This is a genomic window from Xanthomonas protegens, assembly GCF_038442435.1.
GTDB lineage: Bacteria > Pseudomonadota > Gammaproteobacteria > Xanthomonadales > Xanthomonadaceae > Xanthomonas_A > Xanthomonas_A sontii.
On the sequence record NZ_JAQJCQ010000012.1, the window covers coordinates 1 to 22,438 of the forward strand.

The window sequence follows — 22,438 nt, forward strand, 5'->3', positions numbered from 1 at the left end:
CGGACACCCTAGGGCCAGCATGTGGAGGGCGGAGCCGATCTACGATGCAAGCTCGAAGCTTTAGGAGCGACTGGACCTCCCACACCTCCTCCGATGATCAGTCGGAAGACATGACGCCTGTTTAGGGGCGACATGTCCAGATACAAGGAGCGGCTTTAGCCGCGACGGGCGTTACCGGTGACGCCTGTCGCGGCTAAAGCCGCTCCTACGAAGAGCAAAAAACGCAAAGGTCGCGGGCGTACCACACAGGCGCAGCCTTGCCTCACCCACCACGCGCCTGCTCCAGCACCCGCCGCTGCATCTCGTCCAGGTACTCGTCCAGTTCCTGCACCGAGGTAAAGATCTCGTTCAACGGCACCGCCTTGACCACGTCGAACACCTTGCGGATCTGCGGTTGCGGGTTCACCACCAACACCCGGCCGTCGCGCGCGGCCAGCACCTTGCGCGCCTTGAAGATCGAGCGGATGCCGGCGCTGCTGATGTAGTCCAGGTGCGACAGGTCCAGCACCAGGGTGGTGAGCTGCGTGGCCAGCAGCGGCGCCAGCGCCTCGTCCAGGGCCTGGTAGGTGTGGGTGTCCAGGCGCCCGCTCAGGGTGATGCGTTGGCGCTTGTCCTGCGCCGGATCGATCTGCAGGCTCAACGTGGTCATGCGGGCGACTCCTGAAGGGATGGATCGGCGGGCTGCAGCAGGACGATGCGCACGACGTTGCGGCCGCCGTCGTGGCGATATTCCAGGCGATCGGCGAGTTGCTGCACCAGGTGCAGGCCGAGGCCGCCGATCGGGCGCTCGGCGATGTCCGCGTCCAGGTCCGGCACCGGCGCCGTGCGCGGGTCGAAGGCCGGGCCGCTGTCGTGGAACTCCAGCACCAGCGCGTCGTGCAGCAGGTGCAGGATCACGTCCACCGGCAGCGGCTCACGGCGCAGGTGGCCATGCTCCAGGGTGTTGCAGGCCAGTTCCTCGACGATCAGCCGGGTGCGGCTCACCTGCTCGCCGCTCACGCCGTGGCGCAGCAGCGCCGCCTCCATGCTGTCGCTCAACTGCGCCAGTGCGTCGATTGCCGGTTCCATCTGCCATCGCAGCATCATCGTGTCGTCTCCCGTGCCGGATCCTGGCGCAGCCGGATCGCCAGCAGGGTAATGTCGTCGGACTGCGGTGCCGGCGCGGTGAACGCCTGCACATCGGCCAGCACCGCGGCGCATTGCGCCTGCGCGTCGGCGCCGGGCTGCAGCGCCGCCAGCAGCCTGGCTTCGCCGTACGGCTGCTCCTGCGCATCCATCGCCTCGGTGATGCCGTCGGTGTAGCTGAGCAGGGTGGCGCCGGCGGCCAGGCGGCCATGGACCACCGGATAACGCGACTGCGGCTCCAGCCCCAGCGGCGGACCCGATTCCAGCGGCAGCAGTTCGGCGTGGCCGTCTGCGCCGAGCAGCAGCGGCGGCTCGTGGCCGGCACTGGACAGCCAGTAGTCGCCGCTGTGCACGTCGATCAGCCCGCACAGCACGGTGGCGAACATGCACGGCTCGTTGCCTTCCACCAGCCGCTGCGAGGCCGCGATCAGGATCGCGTCCGGGCGCGTGTGCCGGCGCGCGGCGATCTCCAGCACCGTCATCGCCCGCGCCATGAACAGCGCCGCCGGCACGCCCTTGTCGGACACGTCGCCGACCACGAACCACAGCAGCCCCGGCTCGGTCTCGAAGAACTGGTAGAAGTCGCCGCCGACCATCTCCGCCGGCTCCAGCAGCGCATGCGTCTCCAGGTGCTTGTGGGCGCTGTCGAAGGTGCGCCCCACCGGCAGCATCGCCTGCTGGATGTCGCGCGCGATCGACAGTTCGCTCTGCATGCGCTGCCGCGCCTGCGCCAGCGTGGCGATCTCGTCCAGCTGGCGCTTGATCGACCCACGCGCGCTGTCGAAGGCGCGCGCCATCACCCCCACTTCGTCCGCGCGCTGCACGTGGCGCAGCGGATAGTCGAACGCGCCCTGGCTGAAGTGCAGCGCCGAGTCGGTCAGGTCCTCGATCGGCCGTACCAGCCGCACCGTGTAGCGGTGCAGCAGCCACAGCCACAGCGCCAGCGCGGCGGCGCCGGCCAGCGCGCCCCACAGCACGATGCGGTCCAGCCCGGCCAGGATGTAGTCCTCCGACACGCTCAGCGCGAAGGTCCAGCCGGTGTCGCCCACCGCCGCGCTCTGGGTGAGGTAGCGGGTGCCGTCCGGCGCGGTGTGCTCGAAGCGCACCGGCCTGTGGGTGTCGGCCGCCTGCGCCAGCGGCGACAGGTCCGGCCGCGCCCGCGCCACGTGCGCCTCCAGGGTGCGGCGGAAGCGCAGCGCCGGGTCCGGGTGCAGCACGAACAGCCCGTCCGGCGACAGCAGCATCGGCTGCAGCCCGCTGTTGGCCGGCAGTTCGGCGACGATGGCCTGCAGCCGCTGCAGCGGCACGTCCACGCTGACCATGCCGATCGCCGGCGCCTGCGGTCCGTCGCCGGGCAGGCGCAGCGGCAGGTTGTAGGTGGTCAGGTAGGCGCCGCCGGTGCTGGCATCGCTGTACGGCTCGGACCACCACGGCGCCGGTGTGGCCAGGGTGCGCCGGTACCAGGGCATGCTGCGCGCGTCGAAGCCCAGCGCCTCCACCGGTTGCTCCAGCACCCCGGTGGCGGTGCGCCGCAGGTGCCAGGCAAAGCCGCGGTCGTCGCCCTTCAGCGCCCCCGGCTCGATCACCAGCAAGGCGCCGGCGATGTCCGGGTCGCCCTGCAGCGTGGCCTGCAGCAGGTTGCGCAGGTTGAACGGTTGCCGGCCCAGCCCGCTCGCGGCGGCGGCCAGGGTGCGCCCGCTCACCTGCACCGAGCCCAGCGTGGCGTCCAGGCTGCGCGCGGTCTGCTGGGTCAGCCCGGCCACCTCCTCGCGGGCGTTGCGCACCATCACCTCGCGCGCGCCCACGTAGAACAGCAGGGCCAGGCCCAGCAGCAGCGCCACCTGCAGCAGGCTGCCCCACAACAGCAGCCGCGTGCGCAGGCTGTGCCGCCAGGCGACCGCGGAGGCGTCCTGCGCTGACGAGGCAAGGGCGATGGCGGCGCTCCACGGGGGCCTGGAGCCCGATCATAAGCGTAGCCGCGGCCGCCCGGCACAGCGGCCGTGGCGGCTGTCCCGCAGGGTGTCCCGGGCCAATGTGACAGTCCGTTCCATACGCTGGCGTACGAGGTCCTGAGAGGCGGTTGCGCTACACTTGCAGGCTTCGAGAAAACACATGCCATCGCGCGCGTGCGTGCGACCTACGGGAGCGTTATGAACTGGTTGAACGAGGTGCTGCAGAACGATCCGAACCCCACTGAAACCCAGGAGTGGATCGAATCGCTCAAGGCCGTCATCGATGTCGCAGGCCCCGAGCGCGCGCATCAGCTGCTGGAGGACATGGTCGAACTGACCCGTCGTTCCGGCGCCTACCTGCCGTTCTCGCCGACCACCGAGTACGTCAACACCATCTCCCCCGCCAACGAGGCCAAGAGCCCGGGCGATGCGGCCATCGAGTGGAAGATCCGCTCGATCATCCGCTGGAACGCGATGGCCACCGTGGTCCGCGCCAACCGCAAGCCGGGCGACCTGGGCGGCCACATCGCCTCCTTCGCCTCCAGCGCCACCCTGTACGACGTGGGCTTCAACCACTTCTGGCGCGCGCCCTCGGACAAGCACCCCGGCGACCTGCTGTACATCCAGGGCCACAGCTCCCCCGGCATCTACGCCCGCGCCTTCCTGGAAGGCCGCATCAGCGAAGACCAGCTCAACAACTTCCGCATGGAAGTGGACGGGCAGGGCATTTCCTCCTATCCGCACCCGTGGCTGATGCCGGACTTCTGGCAGACCCCCACCGTGTCGATGGGCCTGGGCCCGCTCAGCGCCATCTACCAGGCGCAGTTCATGAAGTACCTCGAGCACCGTGGCCTGATCGAGAAGTCCGACCGCAAGGTGTGGTGCTTCATCGGCGACGGCGAGAGCGATGAGCCCGAGACCTTGGGCGCCATCGCCCTGGCCGGCCGCGAAGGCCTGGACAACCTGATCTTCGTGGTCAACTGCAACCTGCAGCGCCTGGACGGCCCGGTGCGCGGCAACGGCAAGATCATCCAGGAGCTGGAAGGCGTGTTCCGCGGCGGCGGCTGGAACGTCATCAAGCTGCTGTGGGGCGGCTACTGGGATGCCCTGCTGGCCAAGGACACCAACGGCGTCCTCAAGAAGCTGATGATGGAAACCGTCGACGGCGAGTACCAGAACTGCAAGGCCTTCGGCGGCGCCTATACCCGCGCCAACTTCTTCGGCAAGTACCCGGAGACCGCGGCCATGGTCGCCGGCCTGTCCGACGACGACATCTGGCGCCTGAACCGCGGCGGCCACGATCCGCACAAGGTCTACGCCGCCTACCACCAGGCGGTGAACACCAAGGGCATGCCCACCGTGATCCTGGCCAAGACCGTCAAGGGCTACGGCATGGGCTCGGCCGGCGAGGCGCTGAACCCCACCCACCAGACCAAGAAGCTGGACGACGACGCCGTGCGCGCGTTCCGCGACCGCTTCAACATCCCGCTCAGCGACAAGCAGCTGGCCGACGCCGAGCAGGTGCCGTTCTACCACCCCGGCCCGGACTCGCCGGAAGTGCAGTACCTGCAGGAGCGTCGCGCCGCGATGGGCGGCTACCTGCCGCAGCGCCGCCGCAAGGCCGACCTGTCCATCCCGGCCCCGGGCCTGGACAAGTTCGAGCGCCTGCTCAAGGACAGCGGCGAGCGCACCTACTCCACCACCATGGCCTTCGTGCAGAGCCTCAACATCGCCCTGCGCGACAAGGAACTGGGCCCGCGCATCGTGCCGATCGTGGCCGACGAAGCCCGTACCTTCGGCATGGAAGGCATGTTCCGGCAGATCGGCATCTACGCCCCGTTCGGCCAGAAATACAAGCCGGTGGACGCCGACCAGCTGATGTTCTACCGCGAAGACCAGTCCGGCCAGGTGCTGCAGCAGGGCATCAGCGAGCCGGGCGCGATCTCCTCGTGGATGGCCGCCGGCACCAGCTACTCGGTCAGCAATGTGCCGATGCTGCCGTTCTACATCTACTACTCCATGTTCGGCTTCCAGCGCGTGGGCGACATCGCCTGGCAGGCGGCGGACATGCGCACCCGCGGCTTCCTGCTCGGCGGCACCGCCGGCCGCACCACGCTCAACGGTGAAGGCCTGCAGCACGAAGACGGCTTCAGCCAGGTCATCGCCGGCTCCATCCCCAACGTGCGCAGCTACGACCCCACCTTCGGCTACGAAGTCACCGTGGTCATGCAGTACGGCATCCAGCGGATGATGCAGGAGCAGGTGGACGAGTACTACTACATCACCCTGATGAACGAGAACTACGCCCACCCGGAAATGCCGGCGGGCGCGGAAGACGGCATCATCAAGGGCATGTACCTGCTCAAGGACGCCGGCAAGCCCAAGAAGGGCGAACTGCGCGTGCAGCTGCTGGGCTCGGGCACCATCCTGCGCGAAGCCATCGCCGCGGCGGAACTGCTGGACAAGGACTTCGGCGTCACCGCCGACATCTGGTCCTGCCCCAGCTTCAACGAACTGCGCCGCGACGGCTTCGACGCCGAGCGCTGGAACCGCCTGCACCCGGAAGGCGAACAGCGCAAGCCGTTCGTCACCCAGCTGCTGGAAGGCCGCCAGGGCCCGGCCATCGCCGCCACCGACTACGTGCGCGCCTTCGCCGACCAGATCCGCGCCTTCGTGCCGATGCACTACACCGTGCTGGGCACCGATGGGTTCGGCCGCTCGGATACGCGTGCGAACCTGCGCCGGTTCTTCGAAGTGGATCGGTACTACATCGCGCATGCCGCGATCGCGGCGTTGGCGAAGGATGGGAAGATGACCGGGAAGGATGTGGCCAGGGCGATCAAGCAGTACAAGATCGATCCGGAGAAGGCTAATCCGGTTGGGGTTTGATAAGTTACGTGTGTAAGGTATAGGGCGGCCTTGTGCCGCCCTATTTTATTTGTTGGCGTTTGCATATATTTTAGATATATGGAACGCTGTATCGGCGACTTGCCGATAAAAAAGCAGGAACGTGACCAGGAAGATCATGATGGATCAATCCGCCTTTCCAAACGAATCTCGACAAAGCGAACGGTCAACCCACTCGATAGCGCCGGCTGGCGAATCTCCAGCCGGAGGGGCGGTCGTGAGTCTCTTCTGCGGGGCCGGTGGGCTGGATCTCGGGTTTGAGAAAGTCGGCTTCATTGTGCCAGCGGCTTATGATATTAGGCAATCAAGCATCGATTCCTACAATGCAAATCGATCAAGTGTGCTCACAGGCCATGTGTTTGATGTTCGCGATTTGTCCGTGGAGAAGATTTCGCTAGATGCTGGTGGAAGACTAAACTTTGTCGGCTTAATTGGTGGGCCGCCTTGCCAAAGTTTTAGTGGGGCAAACACCACGGATAGAATTGATGATCCAAGGCATTCACTCCCTGATCAATATGCACGCTTGGTCCACGAACTGAATGAAAGCTCGCCTCTTCATTTTTTTGCATTCGAAAATGTTCTCGGGCTCATTGGTCCAAAGCATGCTCACGTCTTCGAGAGGATGAAGAGTGAGCTTAGTAAGGAATTCAATCTCACTGAGGCTGTAATGGATGCCTACGATTTTGGCCTTCCGCAGCGACGTAGGCGTATCATTGTTGTGGGATTTAACAAGGCCCTTTACGGAGCCAGGAAGTGGATACCTCCCCAGCCCAACGCAGTCGCAATGACAGTCAAGGACGCAATTGGAGACCTTCCAGAGCCTATCCACTTCGAACGGGGCCTCTCAACAGATTCAATTCCATTTCATCCAAATCACTGGTGCATGAAGCCTAAGTCTGAGAAGTTCATCAGCGGGAGGATGAGTATCGGTAGCAAAAATAGACGTTGTTTTAAGGTCTTAAGCTGGCATGAGCCAAGTCCAACTGTTGCGTATGGCAATCGCGAGGTTCATGTTCATCCTGGCCAACATCGTCGCCTGAGCGTGTTAGAAGCGATGCGGCTACAGGGGTTTCCAAACGATTTTGTTCTGAAGGGAACGCTTTCTGCCCAGATTACGCAGGTGAGTGAAGCGGTGCCTCCGCCTATGGCTGCCATTATTGCGGAATCCATTCGGACCCAGTTGCAGCTAGACTGAGTGAGACAAAGGACCAAAGGAGTGGCAAATTGGAAACGAATGAATTTGACCCCGTGCCTGACGTTGGTTTTATCGAGCGGCAAAGCGAACTTGCGAAATACCTCGGCAATCCTGATGACGCAGGGAAGCCGATTAAAACGCATCTTCAAGCAAGTGATCGTGTTATCGCAAGGGTTACGGACGGAATTTACCGTGAGCCAGCATCGGCGCTGAGAGAGCTGATCTCAAATGCTTGGGATGCGGATGCGCGTAATGTTTCCATCTTGACTGATGCGCCGCGTTTTGGTCGCATCTATGTTCGAGATGACGGCAATGGCATGACGTTCGAAACATTGTCTCACTTAGTCAAAAACATCGGTGGCAGCGCAAAGCGCAATGCTAAGGGGCAAGAATTAGGTGTAACTGGAGGCGACACAGACGTATCTCCCGGCGGTCGACAGCTGATCGGGAAAATAGGAATTGGGTTGTTTTCCGTGAGTCAGCTGGCACGTCGATTTCGAATCATCACAAAAGTTCGTGGTGCGGACTACCGCTTAATTGCGGAGGTCTCTTTACGGACATACGCTGAGGATGGCGACGAGTACGATCACGCCGAAAGCGAAAGTGATGATAGGTACATTACAGGGATAGTTGAGATCGTAAGGCAGAAAGCTGAAGATCTGGATTCCCATGGCACTGATCTTATTCTTGAGGAAATCAAGCCGCGTGTCCGAAATATCTTGCGTGACGCTGATCGGTGGGCGCTAATTCGCGAAAAGGATGAGGCGCTACTGCGCGGAGACAAAGAAGCCGCCAATGCGATTCGCGTCAATCGTCCTGCATTTCACGTAGGTAATATGGCGCCAACAACGCATGGAGATGTGGCGACCATCGCTGAAGCACCTAAGCTGCCTTGGAAAGAAAACGATCAGGAAGATGTGCGAATGTCGATCCTCATGGACGAGGTGGAGCGTGAATCAGGCAAGTCCAATCGAGCAGATATAAGTTCGACGCTCGACGCATATCTGAATATGTTGTGGACATTAGGCCTTTCGGCGCCAGTGCGATATGTCGATCGTCATCCTTATGATCTAACTGCCAGTGACAATATTCAACTTTATTGGATTTCAAATGAGCAGCGCGGACAGGCTACTCATGTCTTAATGGAAAATGGAGAGACTGTTCGTGAGGCAATACATCGCCGAGGTCCGGGAAACCACAGGCTACTAGATGGACAGGAGCAGGGGCAGGGTGGATTTAGGGTGGTTATCGATGGTGTCGAGATCAAACGCCCGATTCGGTACAAATTCATCCCTGCTGGAGAGAAGAATATATCAAATTCTCTTCTTTTGGTCGGTGCTTATAATCCTAATTTGTCCAAGATTTCGGAATCAAAGAGGGGCGGGAGTCTCGATTTGGAGGCATATGCGTTCTGGACAGGACGAATCATACCCAAGGAAAATAATGGCGTCCTGGTGCGGATTCGAGGTGCGAGTGGGGCTGCCTTTGATTCAACATTCTTCGGCTATCAGGTCTCGGAGCTGACGCGGCTTCGGCAAATTACTTCTGAGATATTCATCCGGCGCGGATTGGATGCGGCGTTAAATATTGATAGAGAATCCTTTAATTTTTCTCATCCCCATGTGCAACTTGTTGCAAGCTGGTTGCAGAGGACGATTCGTCAGCTTACCAACAAGCATAAAGATCTCGCTGCCAAACAACGTAAAGCTAGAGTTGAGGTTGATATTGGAAAAGAGTTAACTGAATTACATCAGCATGTTAAGTCTGTGTGGGCTGAGCGGCAAGCGGACGATATTCCGCCATCTGTAACTATTGCCGATGATCTTGCCGTGGAAGCTGCGCGTTTTGAAGGGCGGGTGGCAATTAGCAGGAAAATCCTAGGGCGTGTTAAGTCCTTAAGCACACTGCCATTGGATCAAGGGGACGGAAAGGTCGAAGCGCTGGTCCAGGTTCTGCTCGCATATGAAGTTCTGCAGTCAATGAGCTTCGACGATCAGGAGGGACTAATCAAAGCAATTCTGCAGGTTTTCTACGGAGCTAAAGAATGATGAATCATATCCCAGATGGACATGGGGTCGATGCCGTAGAAGAAGATGAAATCACCGGCATCTATGGCGATGATGCCGACGGAGAGGCCCTTTTAAGCCTGCGGAAAAAGATTAAGTTCGAACCCTGGCATCACCCCGTCAAACAATTGATTCGAAGGCGTCAATGGGTGGCACAGGTTGATCGATTAATTGGTCAAGAGCAAGGGCGTGTCATTTCATATCTATCACTTCCTGGGGCGGACATGCTTGACGTCCGAGTTCTTGGTGAGTCTGTCCAAAAGAACGGAGGTGCAATTCGTCTCCTGGGATTTAATGCAAGGCAGGTGTCAAATGATGAAACGGGTGTGCAGCTAAATGCAGAGTCAGTTCTACGGCAAGAAGGAATAATAACGGATGACTCGTTGACCCTGCCCGATCGCCTGCAGGATATAGCAGTGGGCCGTTCCCATGCCGCCGCAAAGCTAGCCGAGTGGGGAACGTTCGATGTAATTAACATTGACTTATGTGATCACTTCGGTTCTGCAACCCCCAGTCCGAACATGTTTGATGTTATAGAGCGGATTGTCGCTCATCAGCGCGTACGCACGCGGCCTTGGCTGTTAATGATCACGACTCGAGTGGATCCAGATAACGTTGGTCTTGCAAGAGAGAAATTTTCTAAGCCGATTGACACAAACTTAGCCGCCGCAGCGCAGTTCGAGGCTAGCCTTGTAGAGGCTCTTGCACTAGGTGAAGAGAGTATTGGTGATGAGTTGGCAGGCTGTTGGGGAAAATCGGGAGAGCCGATCGCAAAAATTTTTGCCATAGGCATGGGGAAATATCTTCTGCATTTTCTTCACAACCAGATTCAAGATCCAGCGAAGGTAGAGCTAGCAAGTTGCTTTGGATATCGTGTGTACGGCAATGATGTGGATATGTTGTCGACGGTGTTTCGTATCAAGCCAATTGAAAAGGTAGTAATTGCAGTTGGTGTTGAACAGGTTGATATTCCGGAAATTGAAATTTCGAGTGCGCTTCAGATCGTTCGAAAGGCCGGGGCTTTGATAGATGGGGATGCTGTATTGAATGCTGATCAGAACATGATGGATATGGTCGAGGATACAGAGAAAATGCTCTCAAAGGTGGACTACGATATTAGCGGCTATCGTCCTTGGTTGAGGGCTCTCACTGCTCGGGCTTGCCAGGTCTAGCGAATGAAGATATTCAAGATATATATGTCGCTTGAACCTGCAGGCCACAGTTATTATGCGGGCCCAAGTCGTTGGTGGTGAATTTTTATATGTGGCTTAAACGTCCTGAGGAGTTGTGGGGAGTAGTGGGGTGGAATGGTGTTGGAGCTGGCCGAGCTAATCGCTATTTGGTCAAATCTTGTCGCGCTCAGTGATCGTCTGATAAAGCCTGTCTAGTCGTTTTTCGCTGAGCTGGCAGGCCCATATAACACGAACAAGCCAACCGTCCTTCTTTAAGCTTCGGATGGCTTTGGCGTCGCGCTTGCGGTTCCCTGAGATCTTATCCAGCCAATATTCAGTTTGGCTCTTCGGCATTTTCCAATTTTTGCACCCCTCATGGCCGTGCCAGAAACAGCCATGTACGAAGACTGCAACCTTACGGGATCTGAAGACTAAGTCAGGCTTCCCTGGCAACTTGCGGTCATGGAGCGAATATCGCAGGCCACGGCTGTGCAAGTACCGTCGCACAACCATTTCAGGTTTGGTGTCGCGGCCTCGAATTCGAGACATCACACGACTCCGGGTCTCTTTGCTCATGAAATCCATGGCCTAATAAAAGCACCCGCTAACCGGGAGATCAACCAGTGCCTACTAACTGATTTACATATGTCAGGAAGCTTGGCGAGGAAGGTGGGGTGGTTTTGCAGTGTCGGCAGGGCGCACCTGGGGCTGTTATCTTGACCGTTGACAGAAGTGATGCATTAGATGCATTCTCATGAATAAGGAGCGTCGAAACTCCTCACGTAGCGGCACCCACCTCCGACAAACCGGTGGGTTTTTTGTGCCCGATGCTCGGGCGCAAGCTGACGCGATGCCTGCGTCGGGAGGGCGGCTAATACAACACCCTTCGGGGAAATACGCCCGCCGTCTACGTGCGGTTTCGAACCTCCCGACTTCCCGTCCGCCATGCGTGGCGGCCGGACCCCTTCATGGAACGAGGAGGCAACGATGGCGCACGACCGATTGGACGACGAAGACATGCCCGGCTATTTCCTGCCGGAGGACAGCCAGTTCCGGCTGGCGAAGCTGCGCGATCACGTGCGCTTCCTGGTCCGGCTGGCACAGCCACGCACGCAGGCCGAGGAGCGCGCCGCCGAACCCAAGGTGCGCATGGGCGAACTGGCGCTCTGCCTGGAACTGTTGGCCGAACAAGTGGACCTGGTGCTGGACGCGCTGTCCTATCCCGCCCAGCGGACCGACACCACGCGCGGCGCCCGGCCCGATGCCACTTACCAGGCAGCAACGGACGCCGGCAGCGGCACGTTCCGCGTGACGCAGCAGCAGATCGACAGGCTCACTCAGCTGGCCGAGACCGTCTCGGCCAATGCCCGGATAGTGGCGGCCGGCGATGCGCCCGAGCGTCCCGGCCAGACGCTGCCGGAAGCGGGCACCACGCTCTGCGCCGCAGCGAACGACGTGCGTGAACTGCTGCTGCAGATCGCACGCCAGCCGCTGCGCGAACCGGCGTCCAACAGCGTACGAGAAGAGCGGGCTGTCTATGCGCTGGAATCCGAGGCGCCGCCTGCGGGAGGCGGGTGGCTGCATTGATCCTGGCTAATTGGCGCGGCGCGGGCGATTTGTAAGACAAGGCCGGCCCGACGCTGTTGGGCCGAACAGGGCTGCAGCGAGCGTCCGCGTGGGCGACGGCATACTCGCGCCGATCGGCCGGCCGGACTACTCTCTAGTGCAAGAGAATCGAAGCGAGCGTGTCATGGTGACAGCGAAGCACCTGATCGGCATCCTCTTCATTGCCGCGACGCTGCAATTGACGGGATGCCAGGCTGATTCGGCTCAGCCCCCAGCGCCGGACCGAGCGCCGCATGCCAAGGAGGAATCTGCAATGAGAACGGCCGTGCCGTTGGTCAGGCCACTGAGCCCGCACGTGCTGGCTGATGCCATCACGCTGGATTTCGATGTTCCCGCCCAGGCCGATGATCCGGAACCGCCTATCTTCATTGGGGTGAGGGTAGCGGCCCCGGATGCTGAGTCTGCGCTGTCCAAAGTGGACCGCTTACGCGACGCCGGCGTCACCGCGCAGGTCCATCTCTCTCGGTTGACGGCGGCAGGCGAGGAGCCCGTGGTCTTGCAGCGGAGCGAACTGGTTGGGCGCACCGAGTACCAGGCGGTGGCATTGGACCGCGACGGACATGTGCCAGGTCTCCTCAAGGCCAATGCAGATGAACCGACGATGCGCGCCGCTGGATTGATCGCTCCGGATGCCGCTTACCGTGAAATGGATCTGGCCTTTGTTCGCGATACACCGCCTGGTCGCTACCGGGTGTCCGTCCGCTTCGAGAGTAATGTTCGTGCCTTGGGAGAGGCGAAACCGGACTTGTTGGTCGCCTTCACGGCCAAGGCGAAGTAGGAACGCACGGCCGGTGAGTGAGTCACGCGGATGTGCTTGCCAATCTGCTGGTTAAGGGAGTACTTCCCTCGTCTATCTTCGGTTGAAGGCGATTGTGCGAGCATGTTTGTGCATTGCGTGCAGCATCGAATCCCTACGAGGAGGTCTGCGTGAAAAGTGTACTAAGCCAAGCGCGCATTCCTGCGCTGGCGCTGGTGGTGGGGCTACTGGCGGGATGTGGTAGAGCCCCGCAATTCGCGGAACGGAACGTCGTCAAGGAGCGAAGCGATATGCGAACTGAAGTACCCTTGGTACGCAACCTGGATTCAACGGGTCCAGCGGAAGTCCAGGTGGAGTTTGACGTGCCGAAACAAGGTGATGACGAGACGCCACCCGTCTTCATCGGAGTCAGGATCACAGGTGAGGATGCGACTGCCCTAGCCGATCTTGCCGACCGATTGGTGCGTGCCGACATCGTCGCATTTCTCCAGCTTGAGCGGATCGATTCTTCTGGTGCGACGAAGGTCGAACTCCAGCGGAGTCAGCGCATCGACCGCGAGCGGGACGCGCTTGTGCCGCTGCCAGCCGATGGCACGGCGGCCGGCCTATTCGATTTCGATGCCGACGTGACCACGATGCAGGAGTCCGGTCTGCTTTCGCCAAGCAAGTCGGAAAGAGAGCTTGCATTCGCCTTCAGCCCGTCGCTACAGGCGGGTCACTATCGGTTGAGGCTGCGTGTGGATCGGCATCGCGAGGCGCTTGTCGAGGCGCATGCGCAGCTCTTGATCGCGTACACAGCAAAGGGAAAGTAAGAGGGAGCGGACATGGACAATCCGGATAAGCGTTATACCGTGACGGTGTATGTGGCTGCGCCTGGGACGCCAACGCTTCTGTCAGGCGGTACGTCGGCTGCGGGGCATGTCTACTATGCAATCGACGATGGCACGACGAAGAATAGCTATGGCTTCGCTCCCAAGCACCATGGTGACTACAGTGGACCGGGCAACGTCGTCTACAACGATGTAAAGGACTACAAGGATCCTTACTACTCGCGCACGATGGAGATCGATAAAGCGCAGTACGACAAGCTGAGGGACTTTGGTGCGGATCCAAAGAAGTACGGCTTCGATATGCAGTACAACGGCGCGACGAATAGTTGCATCGATTTCACGTGGGGTGCTCTCAACCACGCGGGACTACATCGTCGGGACCGGCATGGGGTCATCGACGAGAAATTCGACGGCGATCTCAAGCCCTTGAACAACGAGGACGACATCCGCAGCATTCCGGCGCCGAAGCCGGGAAGCGAGTTGAACAAGGAGCATCACAACTCAATGCCGGAGCAGAAATTCTGGCAAAAAGCTATCAGCGAGAATGAGACGCCAGGCGCCCGAGGAGCGTCCGCAGTGCTCGCTAGTGCAGGCCTCGAGCGACCACGCGATCCATTGCTGCAGCAGGCAGAATCTGCGGTGGTCAAGCTGGAGCAAGGCCTGGGGCGGGATTACGACGGCAACAGCGCCAAGTTGGCGGCGAGCGCTGCTTGCCTTGCGAAGGAAAACGGCCTTTCGCGTATCGACCATGTGGTTCTCAGCCAGGACTCGCGCAACGTGCATGCAGGCGAGAACCTGTTCGTTGTCCAGGGTGCGCTCAACGACCCTGCGCACCTGCGTGCGCACATGCGAACGGAGGATGCGCTGCGCAAGCCGGTGGAAGAGACGCTGGCGCAGCTGCAGGCTTTGAACGAGGCGCAACGCTTAAGCCAGGCGCAGGGCGTGGACCAGCTTTCTCAGACTCAATCCAAGCCTCATCAGATCTGACGGCCAGCGCCATGTGGCGGCGCATGCGACGTCCTGGAGGTCGTGAGATCGGCATGGTGATGGTCACCTTGCTGATGGCAGCATGTGCTTCCATTCCAGGTGCCACCCGCGCGACTGATCTCCAAAGAGGGTGCACACGCTACGGCGGTGACCAGGGTTGGGCCGGTCTTCGCTGTCAGAACGGTCAGCGTGTTGCCTGGTAGTTCGCGCGCAGCCGAAAATTTCGCTGTCATTGAAGAGTGCCGCAGCGGAAAGCTACACGTCACCTTGCGACGACAGGAAGGTGCGGAGACCTATGCTGCGCCCGCATGTGCAGCGGTGCTGTCTGCGCTTCAGTATGCCGTCACTGCGTCGAAATTGCCTGGCGTGGAGCTGGAACTGACGGAGGATTTGATCGGTCCCGGCCGGCAGCTCATTGCCCGCACGTCATCGCTGGCAACGGCGACCAGCGCAAGCGCGCGCTATGCATTCGCGCTAGATAAGGAACGTGATCTGGTTGCCGCGAATGTCGTTTCCACGACCGCACACGAAACATTCCACCTGCTGCGTGGCCTCAGCGGCACAACGTCCGAAATGCAGAAGGAGGAACGCCTCGCTTACACGATGGGGGCCTGCGCACAACTGCAGGCATTGGGATGGGTGAGAAGCAAGGATCTCCCTTCCATTGCGTTGCCGCAGCATGCAGAAGGCGTTTCTGGAAGCGTCAATGCGTCGAACTTTGCGGGCATTTCGGCAACAAAAGAGCTCATGCAATTCATGCGGGATGGGGTGGTGACCAAAGACGCACCTGAGGGGATAGCGATGGCGCACTTCTGCCAAACGGCCCTTGAGTGAGCCAAAAGCGGCCCTTCGTAGTCCAGGTCAGTCCGGTGGAGATGGACAGTGCGCCGTGCGCTCGGCTACGTTTTAGTGGGAGGTCACCAGACCTGCCATTTCACGGTCGCCGGGCGGCAGGGAGGGAGCGATGGCGAGACTGCGCTGTTGGTTGGGACTGAGTGGCCTCTTCTTGGCCGGATGCGCCAACGTCTCTACCAGCGAAGTCCTGGCTGCAGGCTCTGGAGACGCACTCTGTAAGCAAGCCACCGATTGGGATAGTGGGGTGGCGTTGCCTGCGCAGCAGATCACGCCAACCATCATAGGGAACGAGGTGGGGGTGACCTATCATTTCGACCTGCGAGGAACGGGCGGTTTGCGGTCGCTCGATGCCAGTTGTGGGGCGGGCAGCTACGCCGAGTGCAACTTCACTGCACATCGGCTGGACGACACGGCGTACCAGTTCTCCGAGCTCTCTACGTTTGGTCTTTGGCAGGTGCAGGGCCGCCTGTATCTGCTGTATCGCATCGTGTCGCCGAAGAACGACACAGCGTCCCGCAAGCGCCGGTTGGTGGAGTTGGCCGAGCCACCCGCGGAGATCTGCAATCAAATCGGCGATTACTCGGACCTGATGTAGATGCCCTGCCGGATCGACAGGTTGCCTATGCTCATCCTTCCCGCTGCATCATCAGGGCCAGAGGGCGCTGGGCAGCAGCGGCCTCTAGGCCACGCGCCTCAGGGAGCGGATCTCGGTGCGCGTTGATTCGGTCATTGGGTTGCAGCACACCGTGCGCAGGTGCAGATGGACGGGTCTGCTGGCCCTGCACTGCTTCTGGATGGCACTCATCTGCACGCAAGCGCTAGCGGCAGATGCACCACACATCTCGGTCGAGGGAATGAACAAGCACAGCGCCATCAATGGGATGGGCCTGTTCCTGACACGTTCTCAGGTCGCGACGCAGGGGCGCGCGCAGCTCGTGCACTTCGAAAAGCGCATCGTCTGCAGCGATCGCCGCATCCAGGTGGCCTTTGCCAACGGACTGGAGCGCATGCCTGAGCGGATCTGCCGCGTCGCCTCCGAGGCGCTCGCGTTCGTCAGCACCCAGTCGCACGTTCAGAACATCGCCATCACGTTGCTCGTCGTGCCCAGTCGGGTGGACTACCAGGCGACCTTCTACAGGGTGGGCAGAGGGCCGAAGCTCGTTCTAGTCGCCCCGGTGCTGCAGACCGAAGAGGCGACGCTGGCCAACATCGCCGATCTGGTGGCGCACGAGGGCTTCCACGTGGGCATGTTCGCCGCTGGCGACGTGCCGCTGGCTGGGAACGAGTACGCCGCTTACCACTACGGGCTGTGCGGGCAACTGGTGGCATTGGGGCATCTGGAGCCTTCTGCGCTGCCGGGCTTCGGCGTGGCGTCGGACGATCCGCATCTTGTCGATTCATCCGAGAGCGCTGAGCGTGTGCGGACCGAGGCGCTTGAGGCCTTCGGCGCCCTGCCCATGACGAGAGAAAGCCCCGCCGGCGAGGCGTTGCTCGCACAATGCCGTGCGACTGTGCCGGCCAGCTCGAAGCACTGAGCCTGACTCCTTCGGGTCTTCAGCCTGCTTGCCCGCACGTCGCAGTTGCTGGCGCCAGCCTTGGCTACAGCACATGGCGCGGTGCCATTGGGACACGTGAAGCGAAAGACCTGCGTCACCGCCTGGCATCGGCGGACAACCAGATGCCTTGCCCACCACGATGCGCTAGCATCCCCCGCACACGACGGCGCGCGCGCCGTCCTTCAGGGGGACATCGATGAAACATTCCATGCTGGCCGCCGCCGTGGCGGCCTTGCTGTGCGGCTGTACCGTGGTCTCGCCCGATCCGGGGCAGCAGGCAGTGCTGGTGGACAAGCCGCTGCTGTTCGGCAAGGGCGGCATCCGCCTGGACGACGTGCGCGATCCTGGCCGCACCTACACCTGGATGACGACGTCGGCGGTGTACGTGGACACCACGCCGCAGACGGTGCAGGTGGCCTTCGACGACTTCTCGTCCAGCGACAACATCCTGTTGGACTTCTCCACGCAGATCCAATACCGGATCACCGCGCCGGCGCGGCTGCTGTCCGGCTTCGGCCAGGACTGGTTCAAGAACAACGTCGCCAGCCAGTACGCGGCGATCGTGCGCGACCAGGTCAAGCGCTACGACATGACCCGGATGATGAGCGACCCGGACACGGCGCGGAAGATCGACGATTCGGTGACCGAGAACGTGCGCGCTCTGGTCAAGGAGCAGGGCCTGCCGATCCAGATCCAGAACATCACCCTCGGCCGCGCCCGTCCCAATCCCGACGTGCTGCAGCAGATGAACCTGACCGCGGCGCAGCAGCAGCGGGTCAAGACCCTGGTGGAAGCCACCACCGCCGAGCGCCAGCGCGAGCAGGAGCAGGTGGCCAAGGCCGACGCGGACAACGCCTACCGCAACCGCATGGGCCTGACCCCGGAGCAGTACCTGGCCAGCCAGATCGCCGAGATCAATGCCGAGGCCTGTGCCAAGGCGCAGGCCTGCTACATGGTGCCGTCGGGGACGTCGGTGATCGCCAAGTAGCGCGCCGCAGTAGAGGCGGGCTTGGGGTGGCTCGCCGCATGCCGCTCGGTCGCACGCTGCACGTTGTCGCTACGGCGCGCCGGCAGCGGTTGTCGCCGTGCCGCGTGTCTGCCACTGTGATGGCTGTGTCCTGCGAGGAGATCCGCAGATGGAGCCCGCCCCGTTCCCAGTGTCGCAGCGCCCGCCGGCGACGCGCCTGTTCGCCCTGCTGGCGCGCGACGCGCGTACCGGCGTGATCTTCCGCCGCGGGCCGAGCAAGCAGGTGCAGTTGATCCACTGGGATCTGCGCGACGACAGCTTCGTGCATGGCCAGTGGTTCAAGGGCCGCATCTACGAACGGCGCTGCGATCTGTCGCCGTCGGGGCGGCTGCTGGTGTATTTCGCCTCCAAGCAACGCGGCGACTTCGGCACCTGGACGGCCTTGTCGCGGCCGCCGTTCTTCACCGCGCTGGCACTGTGGCCCAAGGGAGATAGCTGGGGTGGTGGTGGGATGTTCGAGGACGAGCGGACCTTGTTGTTGAACCATCGGCCCCGCGACGGGCGCGACCCGTTCCCGATGCCGAGCGGCTTCCAGTTGCCGCTCCATCTGCAGGTGCGTCCATTCGGCATGTACTCGGGTGGCGGCGAGGACGAGCCGATCGACGGCGCGTTGCGTGAGCGCGCCGGCTGGCAGCTGCGCGATGAAGGCGAGGGTGAGCGCGGTGGGCTGCGCAGCGACGCGCTGTTCCGCTTCAGCCGCCCGCGCGTGCGCGAGAAGCTCGGCGCCAATGGCCGCCGCCTGCAGTCGCTGCTGCATGCGGTCGGCGAGGATAATCATGCATGGTACGGCCTGGATCACCGGGTGCTGGACCGCGATGGCAACGTGCTGGTCGACCTGCCGGGCAGCGACTGGGCCGATTGGGACGGCGGCGACCTGGTGTTCGCGCGCGAGGGCGGGCTGTATCGCCTGCGCAAGAGCGACTTCGGCGAGGTGGCGCAGCGGGGTGCGCAGGCCTTCCAGTTGCTGCACGATTTCAACGGCGCACGCTTCGCGCCATTGGCACCGACGGCGGACGCGCTGAAGTATTGAGCGGCCGTTGCGCCGCGCCTACAGTAAACCGCCGCGAACAACGCTTCGCTAGATGGAGGCGCGGCTTTAGGAACCCTATAACAGCGGCCGGCGCGCACCTGTAGGAGCGGCTTCAGCCGCGAAAAAAGCCGTCCGTAAAGATGCGGCATCCGCCCAACCAGCGGCATGGACGCCACACTCACTGCGGCGGAACACCGAGCAGGAACTTCAAGCCATGGGTGAGTCCACGTGGCGCCACACTCAGGTGATCCTCGTCGGCGAGCACATCCAGTTGCAGGCGCAGCGACGGATAGTGCCGCCCACGCAAGGTCTGCACCATCTGCTGCGCGTCGGTCACCATGTCGTAGCGCTTGCCGTAGCGGCGCTGTTCGTACTCGCCGACATACATGTAGACCTGTGCCGGAAGATCGTGGTGACTGGAGGCGAAGTGCGTTTCCTCGGCGCGCATGGCATGCGCGCCGAACCAGTACGACGGGCTGCCCAGGATGTAGCCGGAAAACAGCTCGGGTGTGCTCAGCAGGATCTGCGTGCCGAGTAGGCCGCCGTACGAATGGCCAAGGAACAGGCGCCGCGCTTCATCGGTGCGATAACGGTGCGCGACGAAGGGCAGCACCTGATCGCGCAAGTAGGCAATGTAGGTGCTGGAACCTCCGTGAGTGGCACCGGCGGCCGCAACATCGCCGGCCTCGGTGGTGGGCGTGTAGTCGCGGCGCCGGCTCGGCATCGGCTCATCGCCGAGTGCATACGACAAGCCGACCAGGATGAAGTCCTCGATAGCCGGCCCTTCGCCGTTCAAGCGCCGCGCGATCTGCCGCGCCACCGGAAATGCATAGTCGGCATCGGTGGCATACAGCACCGGGTAGCTCCGCTCGGGATGGTCGGCATAGCCGGCAGGCAGCGCCACGAACACCTGGTAGGTGCGGCCGGACACGGGATCGGGGACATCCCACACCTCGGTCCCGACCAGTTCGTACGGCGCACCGCTGCCGCGCTGACCGCCGAGCTGCGTTGCCACGGTGCGTGCGGGAGGTGGTACCGGTTGCGCGCTGGCCTCCTTTGTTGCCGCCGCTGCCGCAGGTGCCTGCGCCGTGTTCGTGCACCCGGCGAGCAGCAGGCACGTCCAGACCAGCCAAAGCGCTTTCCTCATTCCGTCGTTTCCGTTTGTTCGGGTCCGCGCGCAAGTCGGCGCATCTGCATGGTGCCATGTCGACGCGAGTGCAGGCGGATCGCGTGTTCTGCATCGCTCGCGCACCCGCTCCGCGGCGCCCGGTCCGTGTCGATTGGACATGCGAAAAGGAGATTCCGGCGCTGGCGGCTTCCCTCTGCATGAAAGGTAGATTAGGTTGCCTGCACTCGGGGGGAGCCGCATGCGTATCGCGTTGGTCATCGTCGTTGCCGTGGCATCGCTCTGGCTGCTTGCTGCAGGACGTGCTGCGGCGCCGGCCGGTCGGCAAGAGTCGATCAGGATCGCCGCGGTCTCGATCCAATACACGTACATGGGGTGGGGGTACGTCGATGAACGTTTCCACCTGGTTCCGGCGCGCAACGGTGCGGGGTTCGTCATGCGGTGGACGGACAAGGATGGGGCGAGGCACGCCGAGCAGCTGGTCGCCACGGACAAGGTGATGGCGTTGTTCGCAGCAGCGCGTGCTCCCCGCGTCGATCGCGCGACCGGGCTGGGCGTAGTGCAGCAGCGGGCGATGGCGCCGGAGACGATCGCCAGAATTCGCAGTAGGCTGTTTGCTGCTCGGGATTGCTCACCTCTGCAGCAACGTCAGTGGCGCGCCGCACAAGCGACTGCGGGCAGCGTGAGGACAGAGCTTGAGCAACTCTATCGCGAGACTATTCCATGGACCGACGATAGCCCGTCCATGACGGTCCGCATCGTGCCAGAACGTGGGGCGCCGCTGGTGTTCCATTCGCAGTCGCAGAAGCCGTTCATGCTGGCGTGGATTCACGGCATGCCAGGTGGCCGAAGAGATGAGGAGATGGATGGCCCAAAGGCGACCTAGTCGCTGCCGCTCAGCGATGCGCTTGTCGAGATCCTGCCGGCCCTGTCGCCTGCACGAAAGCGGTTGGCGCGCGAGCAACTGGTAAGGGTACTGGCTCGGAACCTGGAACGCCGCTCTCCTTTATCCTGCTCGCAGGATCGAGGCAACGCGCACGCAGGGAGTTGAATCTTTGGTGCCTGGCTCTTGCAGGTGAGTCGGCCAGGCAGGGCGCGCAGCTAGCTGACAGGTGCTCCTTGGTGTCGTCCGCATGTGTGCGTATAGACTGGCAACTCCATATTGGGGGCGTCCGATGAGAGTACTTCGCTGCCTGCTGCTGCCGGCCCTGCTGTGCATTGCTGGGCTTGCTCAGGCCCAGGACGACACCCGCCGCATTGCGGTGACCATCGACGACCTGCCGTGGCAGCGCATTGAGCAGACGCCGCCTGCTCAGTTGCCGGCGCTGCATGCGCAGTTGATGGCCTCGCTGCGGCAGGCGCAGGTGCCCATCGTCGGCTTCGTCAACGAGGACAAGCTGGAGCAGGACGGCCAGGTGCAGCCGCAACGCGTGGCGATGCTGCGCGATTGGCTGGACGCCGGCTATGCGCTGGGCAACCACACCTACGGTCACGTGAACCTGCACCAGGTGGGCGTGCCAGCGTACGAGGACGCGATCGTCCGTGGCGAGCGGACCTTGCGGCCGTTGCTCGCCGAACGTGGCCAATCGCTGCAGTGGTTCCGTCATCCGTACCTGGCGACCGGCCGCAGCGTCGCCGATCGCGAGGCTGTCAACGCGTTCCTGGCTGCGCACGGCTACCGCATTGCGCCGGTCACCGTGGACAGTGGCGAGTGGGTATGGGCGTTCGCCTATGCGCATGTGCTGGACGAGCCGCCAGGCCCGGCACGCGATGCCCTGCTGCTGCGGCTGCGCAAGGGCTACGTACCGTACATGCTCAACAAGCTGGATTTTTTCGAGCGCGAATCGCAGGCGCTGTTCGGCCGACGCATCCCGCAGGTGTGGTTGATGCACGCCAACGCACTCAACGCCGCCGCCTTCCCGGATCTGGTCGCGGCCACGCACCGTCGCGGCTACGCCTTCATCGGCCTGGAGGAGGCGCTGCGCGATCCCGCCTACACCCATGCCGAGGGCTACACCGGCCCCGGCGGCATCAGCTGGCTGCACCGCTGGGCGATGGCCGAGGACAAGCCGAAGGACTTCTATGCCGGCGAACCGGTGGTGCCCCGTTGGGTGTTCGCGCTGGCTGGGGTGGATTCGGAGTAATGCAGGCGTGCAACTGCCGGCGCGTCCCGGCAGGCCTTCACCATCCACGCACGCGTGGCGAGATCACGATGGCGCCTCTCCGC

20 protein-coding genes are annotated in these 22,438 nt (G+C 62.1%); 15 read left to right on the plus strand and 5 right to left on the minus strand.

From position 1 onward, the window contains the following. Positions 1-262: 262 nt before the first annotated feature. Genes PIQ37_RS14145 through PIQ37_RS14155 form a run of 3 tightly spaced genes read right to left on the minus strand, consistent with a single transcriptional unit; the run spans position 263 to position 3,059 of the window. Positions 263-649 carry an STAS domain-containing protein gene (locus PIQ37_RS14145; protein ID WP_342073929.1) on the minus strand — a complete coding sequence of 129 codons (387 nt, stop codon included), beginning with the start codon at positions 647-649 and terminating at the stop codon, positions 263-265. Further along, the gene (locus PIQ37_RS14150) at positions 646-1,086 is read right to left on the minus strand and encodes an ATP-binding protein (RefSeq protein ID WP_342073930.1); all 441 of its coding nucleotides are present in this window, start codon (positions 1,084-1,086) and stop codon (positions 646-648) included. Before PIQ37_RS14150 ends, PIQ37_RS14145 begins: the two co-directional genes overlap by 4 nt. After that, positions 1,083-3,059: a SpoIIE family protein phosphatase gene (locus PIQ37_RS14155; protein ID WP_342074042.1), complete on the minus strand. Its 1,977-nt coding sequence runs from the start codon at positions 3,057-3,059 to the stop codon at positions 1,083-1,085. Before PIQ37_RS14155 ends, PIQ37_RS14150 begins: the two co-directional genes overlap by 4 nt. A 216-nt stretch (positions 3,060-3,275) precedes the next feature. On the opposite strand from PIQ37_RS14155, the gene aceE reads away from it, so the two are divergent. The 4 genes from aceE (at position 3,276) to PIQ37_RS14175 (ending at position 10,417) form a co-directional block, all read left to right on the plus strand. Then, positions 3,276-5,966 (plus strand): pyruvate dehydrogenase (acetyl-transferring), homodimeric type, encoded by a 2,691-nt coding sequence (gene aceE, locus PIQ37_RS14160; RefSeq protein WP_342073931.1) that lies wholly within the window; start codon positions 3,276-3,278, stop codon positions 5,964-5,966. A gap of 139 nt (positions 5,967-6,105) precedes the next feature. Next, the gene (locus tag PIQ37_RS14165; RefSeq protein WP_342073932.1) at positions 6,106-7,179 is read left to right on the plus strand and encodes a DNA cytosine methyltransferase; all 1,074 of its coding nucleotides are present in this window, start codon (positions 6,106-6,108) and stop codon (positions 7,177-7,179) included. A gap of 29 nt (positions 7,180-7,208) precedes the next feature. Then, entirely contained in the window at positions 7,209-9,227 is a 2,019-nt protein-coding gene (locus PIQ37_RS14170) for an ATP-binding protein (protein ID WP_342073933.1), read from the plus strand. Further along, the gene (locus tag PIQ37_RS14175; protein WP_342073934.1) at positions 9,224-10,417 is read left to right on the plus strand and encodes a PP_RS20740 family protein; all 1,194 of its coding nucleotides are present in this window, start codon (positions 9,224-9,226) and stop codon (positions 10,415-10,417) included. The genes PIQ37_RS14170 and PIQ37_RS14175 overlap by 4 nt, the downstream gene beginning before the upstream one ends. 171 nt (positions 10,418-10,588) lie before the next feature. Here the strand turns inward: PIQ37_RS14175 and PIQ37_RS14180 are convergent, their stop codons facing one another. After that, positions 10,589-10,993 (minus strand): very short patch repair endonuclease, encoded by a 405-nt coding sequence (locus PIQ37_RS14180; protein ID WP_342073935.1) that lies wholly within the window; start codon positions 10,991-10,993, stop codon positions 10,589-10,591. Positions 10,994-11,404: 411 nt separating this feature from the next. On the opposite strand from PIQ37_RS14180, the gene PIQ37_RS14185 reads away from it, so the two are divergent. The 9 genes from PIQ37_RS14185 to PIQ37_RS14225 all read left to right on the plus strand — a co-directional run bounded on the left by PIQ37_RS14185 (position 11,405) and on the right by PIQ37_RS14225 (position 19,085). Further along, positions 11,405-12,004, plus strand: coding sequence for an XAC0095 family protein (locus PIQ37_RS14185; RefSeq protein WP_342073936.1), 600 nt, complete (start codon positions 11,405-11,407; stop codon positions 12,002-12,004). Positions 12,005-12,167: 163 nt separating this feature from the next. Continuing rightward, positions 12,168-12,821 carry a hypothetical protein gene (locus tag PIQ37_RS14190; RefSeq protein WP_342073937.1) on the plus strand — a complete coding sequence of 218 codons (654 nt, stop codon included), beginning with the start codon at positions 12,168-12,170 and terminating at the stop codon, positions 12,819-12,821. Between the two features lie 149 nt (positions 12,822-12,970). Beyond that, positions 12,971-13,612 (plus strand): hypothetical protein, encoded by a 642-nt coding sequence (locus tag PIQ37_RS14195; RefSeq protein WP_342073938.1) that lies wholly within the window; start codon positions 12,971-12,973, stop codon positions 13,610-13,612. A gap of 12 nt (positions 13,613-13,624) precedes the next feature. Beyond that, entirely contained in the window at positions 13,625-14,617 is a 993-nt protein-coding gene (locus tag PIQ37_RS14200) for an XVIPCD domain-containing protein (RefSeq protein ID WP_342073939.1), read from the plus strand. Between the two features lie 189 nt (positions 14,618-14,806). Further along, a complete protein-coding gene (locus tag PIQ37_RS14205) occupies positions 14,807-15,451 on the plus strand; it encodes a hypothetical protein (RefSeq protein ID WP_342073940.1) in 645 nt (214 codons plus the stop codon). Between the two features lie 319 nt (positions 15,452-15,770). Beyond that, the gene (locus PIQ37_RS14210) at positions 15,771-16,067 is read left to right on the plus strand and encodes a hypothetical protein (protein WP_342073941.1); all 297 of its coding nucleotides are present in this window, start codon (positions 15,771-15,773) and stop codon (positions 16,065-16,067) included. A gap of 259 nt (positions 16,068-16,326) precedes the next feature. After that, on the plus strand, positions 16,327-17,007 hold the full coding sequence (locus PIQ37_RS14215) for a hypothetical protein (protein WP_342073942.1): 681 nt from the start codon (positions 16,327-16,329) through the stop codon (positions 17,005-17,007). A 229-nt stretch (positions 17,008-17,236) separates the two neighbouring features. Continuing rightward, complete coding sequence (locus PIQ37_RS14220; RefSeq protein WP_019797028.1) at positions 17,237-18,016, plus strand: SPFH domain-containing protein; 780 nt, start codon at positions 17,237-17,239, stop codon at positions 18,014-18,016. Between the two features lie 148 nt (positions 18,017-18,164). Beyond that, positions 18,165-19,085 carry a hypothetical protein gene (locus PIQ37_RS14225; RefSeq protein WP_342073943.1) on the plus strand — a complete coding sequence of 307 codons (921 nt, stop codon included), beginning with the start codon at positions 18,165-18,167 and terminating at the stop codon, positions 19,083-19,085. Positions 19,086-19,263: 178 nt separating this feature from the next. Here PIQ37_RS14225 and PIQ37_RS14230 read toward each other — a convergent pair whose 3' ends face one another. Next, positions 19,264-20,232: an alpha/beta hydrolase gene (locus PIQ37_RS14230; RefSeq protein ID WP_342074043.1), complete on the minus strand. Its 969-nt coding sequence runs from the start codon at positions 20,230-20,232 to the stop codon at positions 19,264-19,266. A 220-nt stretch (positions 20,233-20,452) separates the two neighbouring features. Between PIQ37_RS14230 and PIQ37_RS14235 the strand changes: the two genes are divergently transcribed. Together PIQ37_RS14235 and PIQ37_RS14240 are read left to right on the plus strand one after the other, a co-directional pair. Next, complete coding sequence (locus tag PIQ37_RS14235; RefSeq protein WP_342073944.1) at positions 20,453-21,097, plus strand: hypothetical protein; 645 nt, start codon at positions 20,453-20,455, stop codon at positions 21,095-21,097. A 289-nt stretch (positions 21,098-21,386) separates the two neighbouring features. Further along, a complete protein-coding gene (locus PIQ37_RS14240; protein WP_342073945.1) occupies positions 21,387-22,355 on the plus strand; it encodes a polysaccharide deacetylase family protein in 969 nt (322 codons plus the stop codon). Positions 22,356-22,438 lie beyond the last annotated feature (83 nt).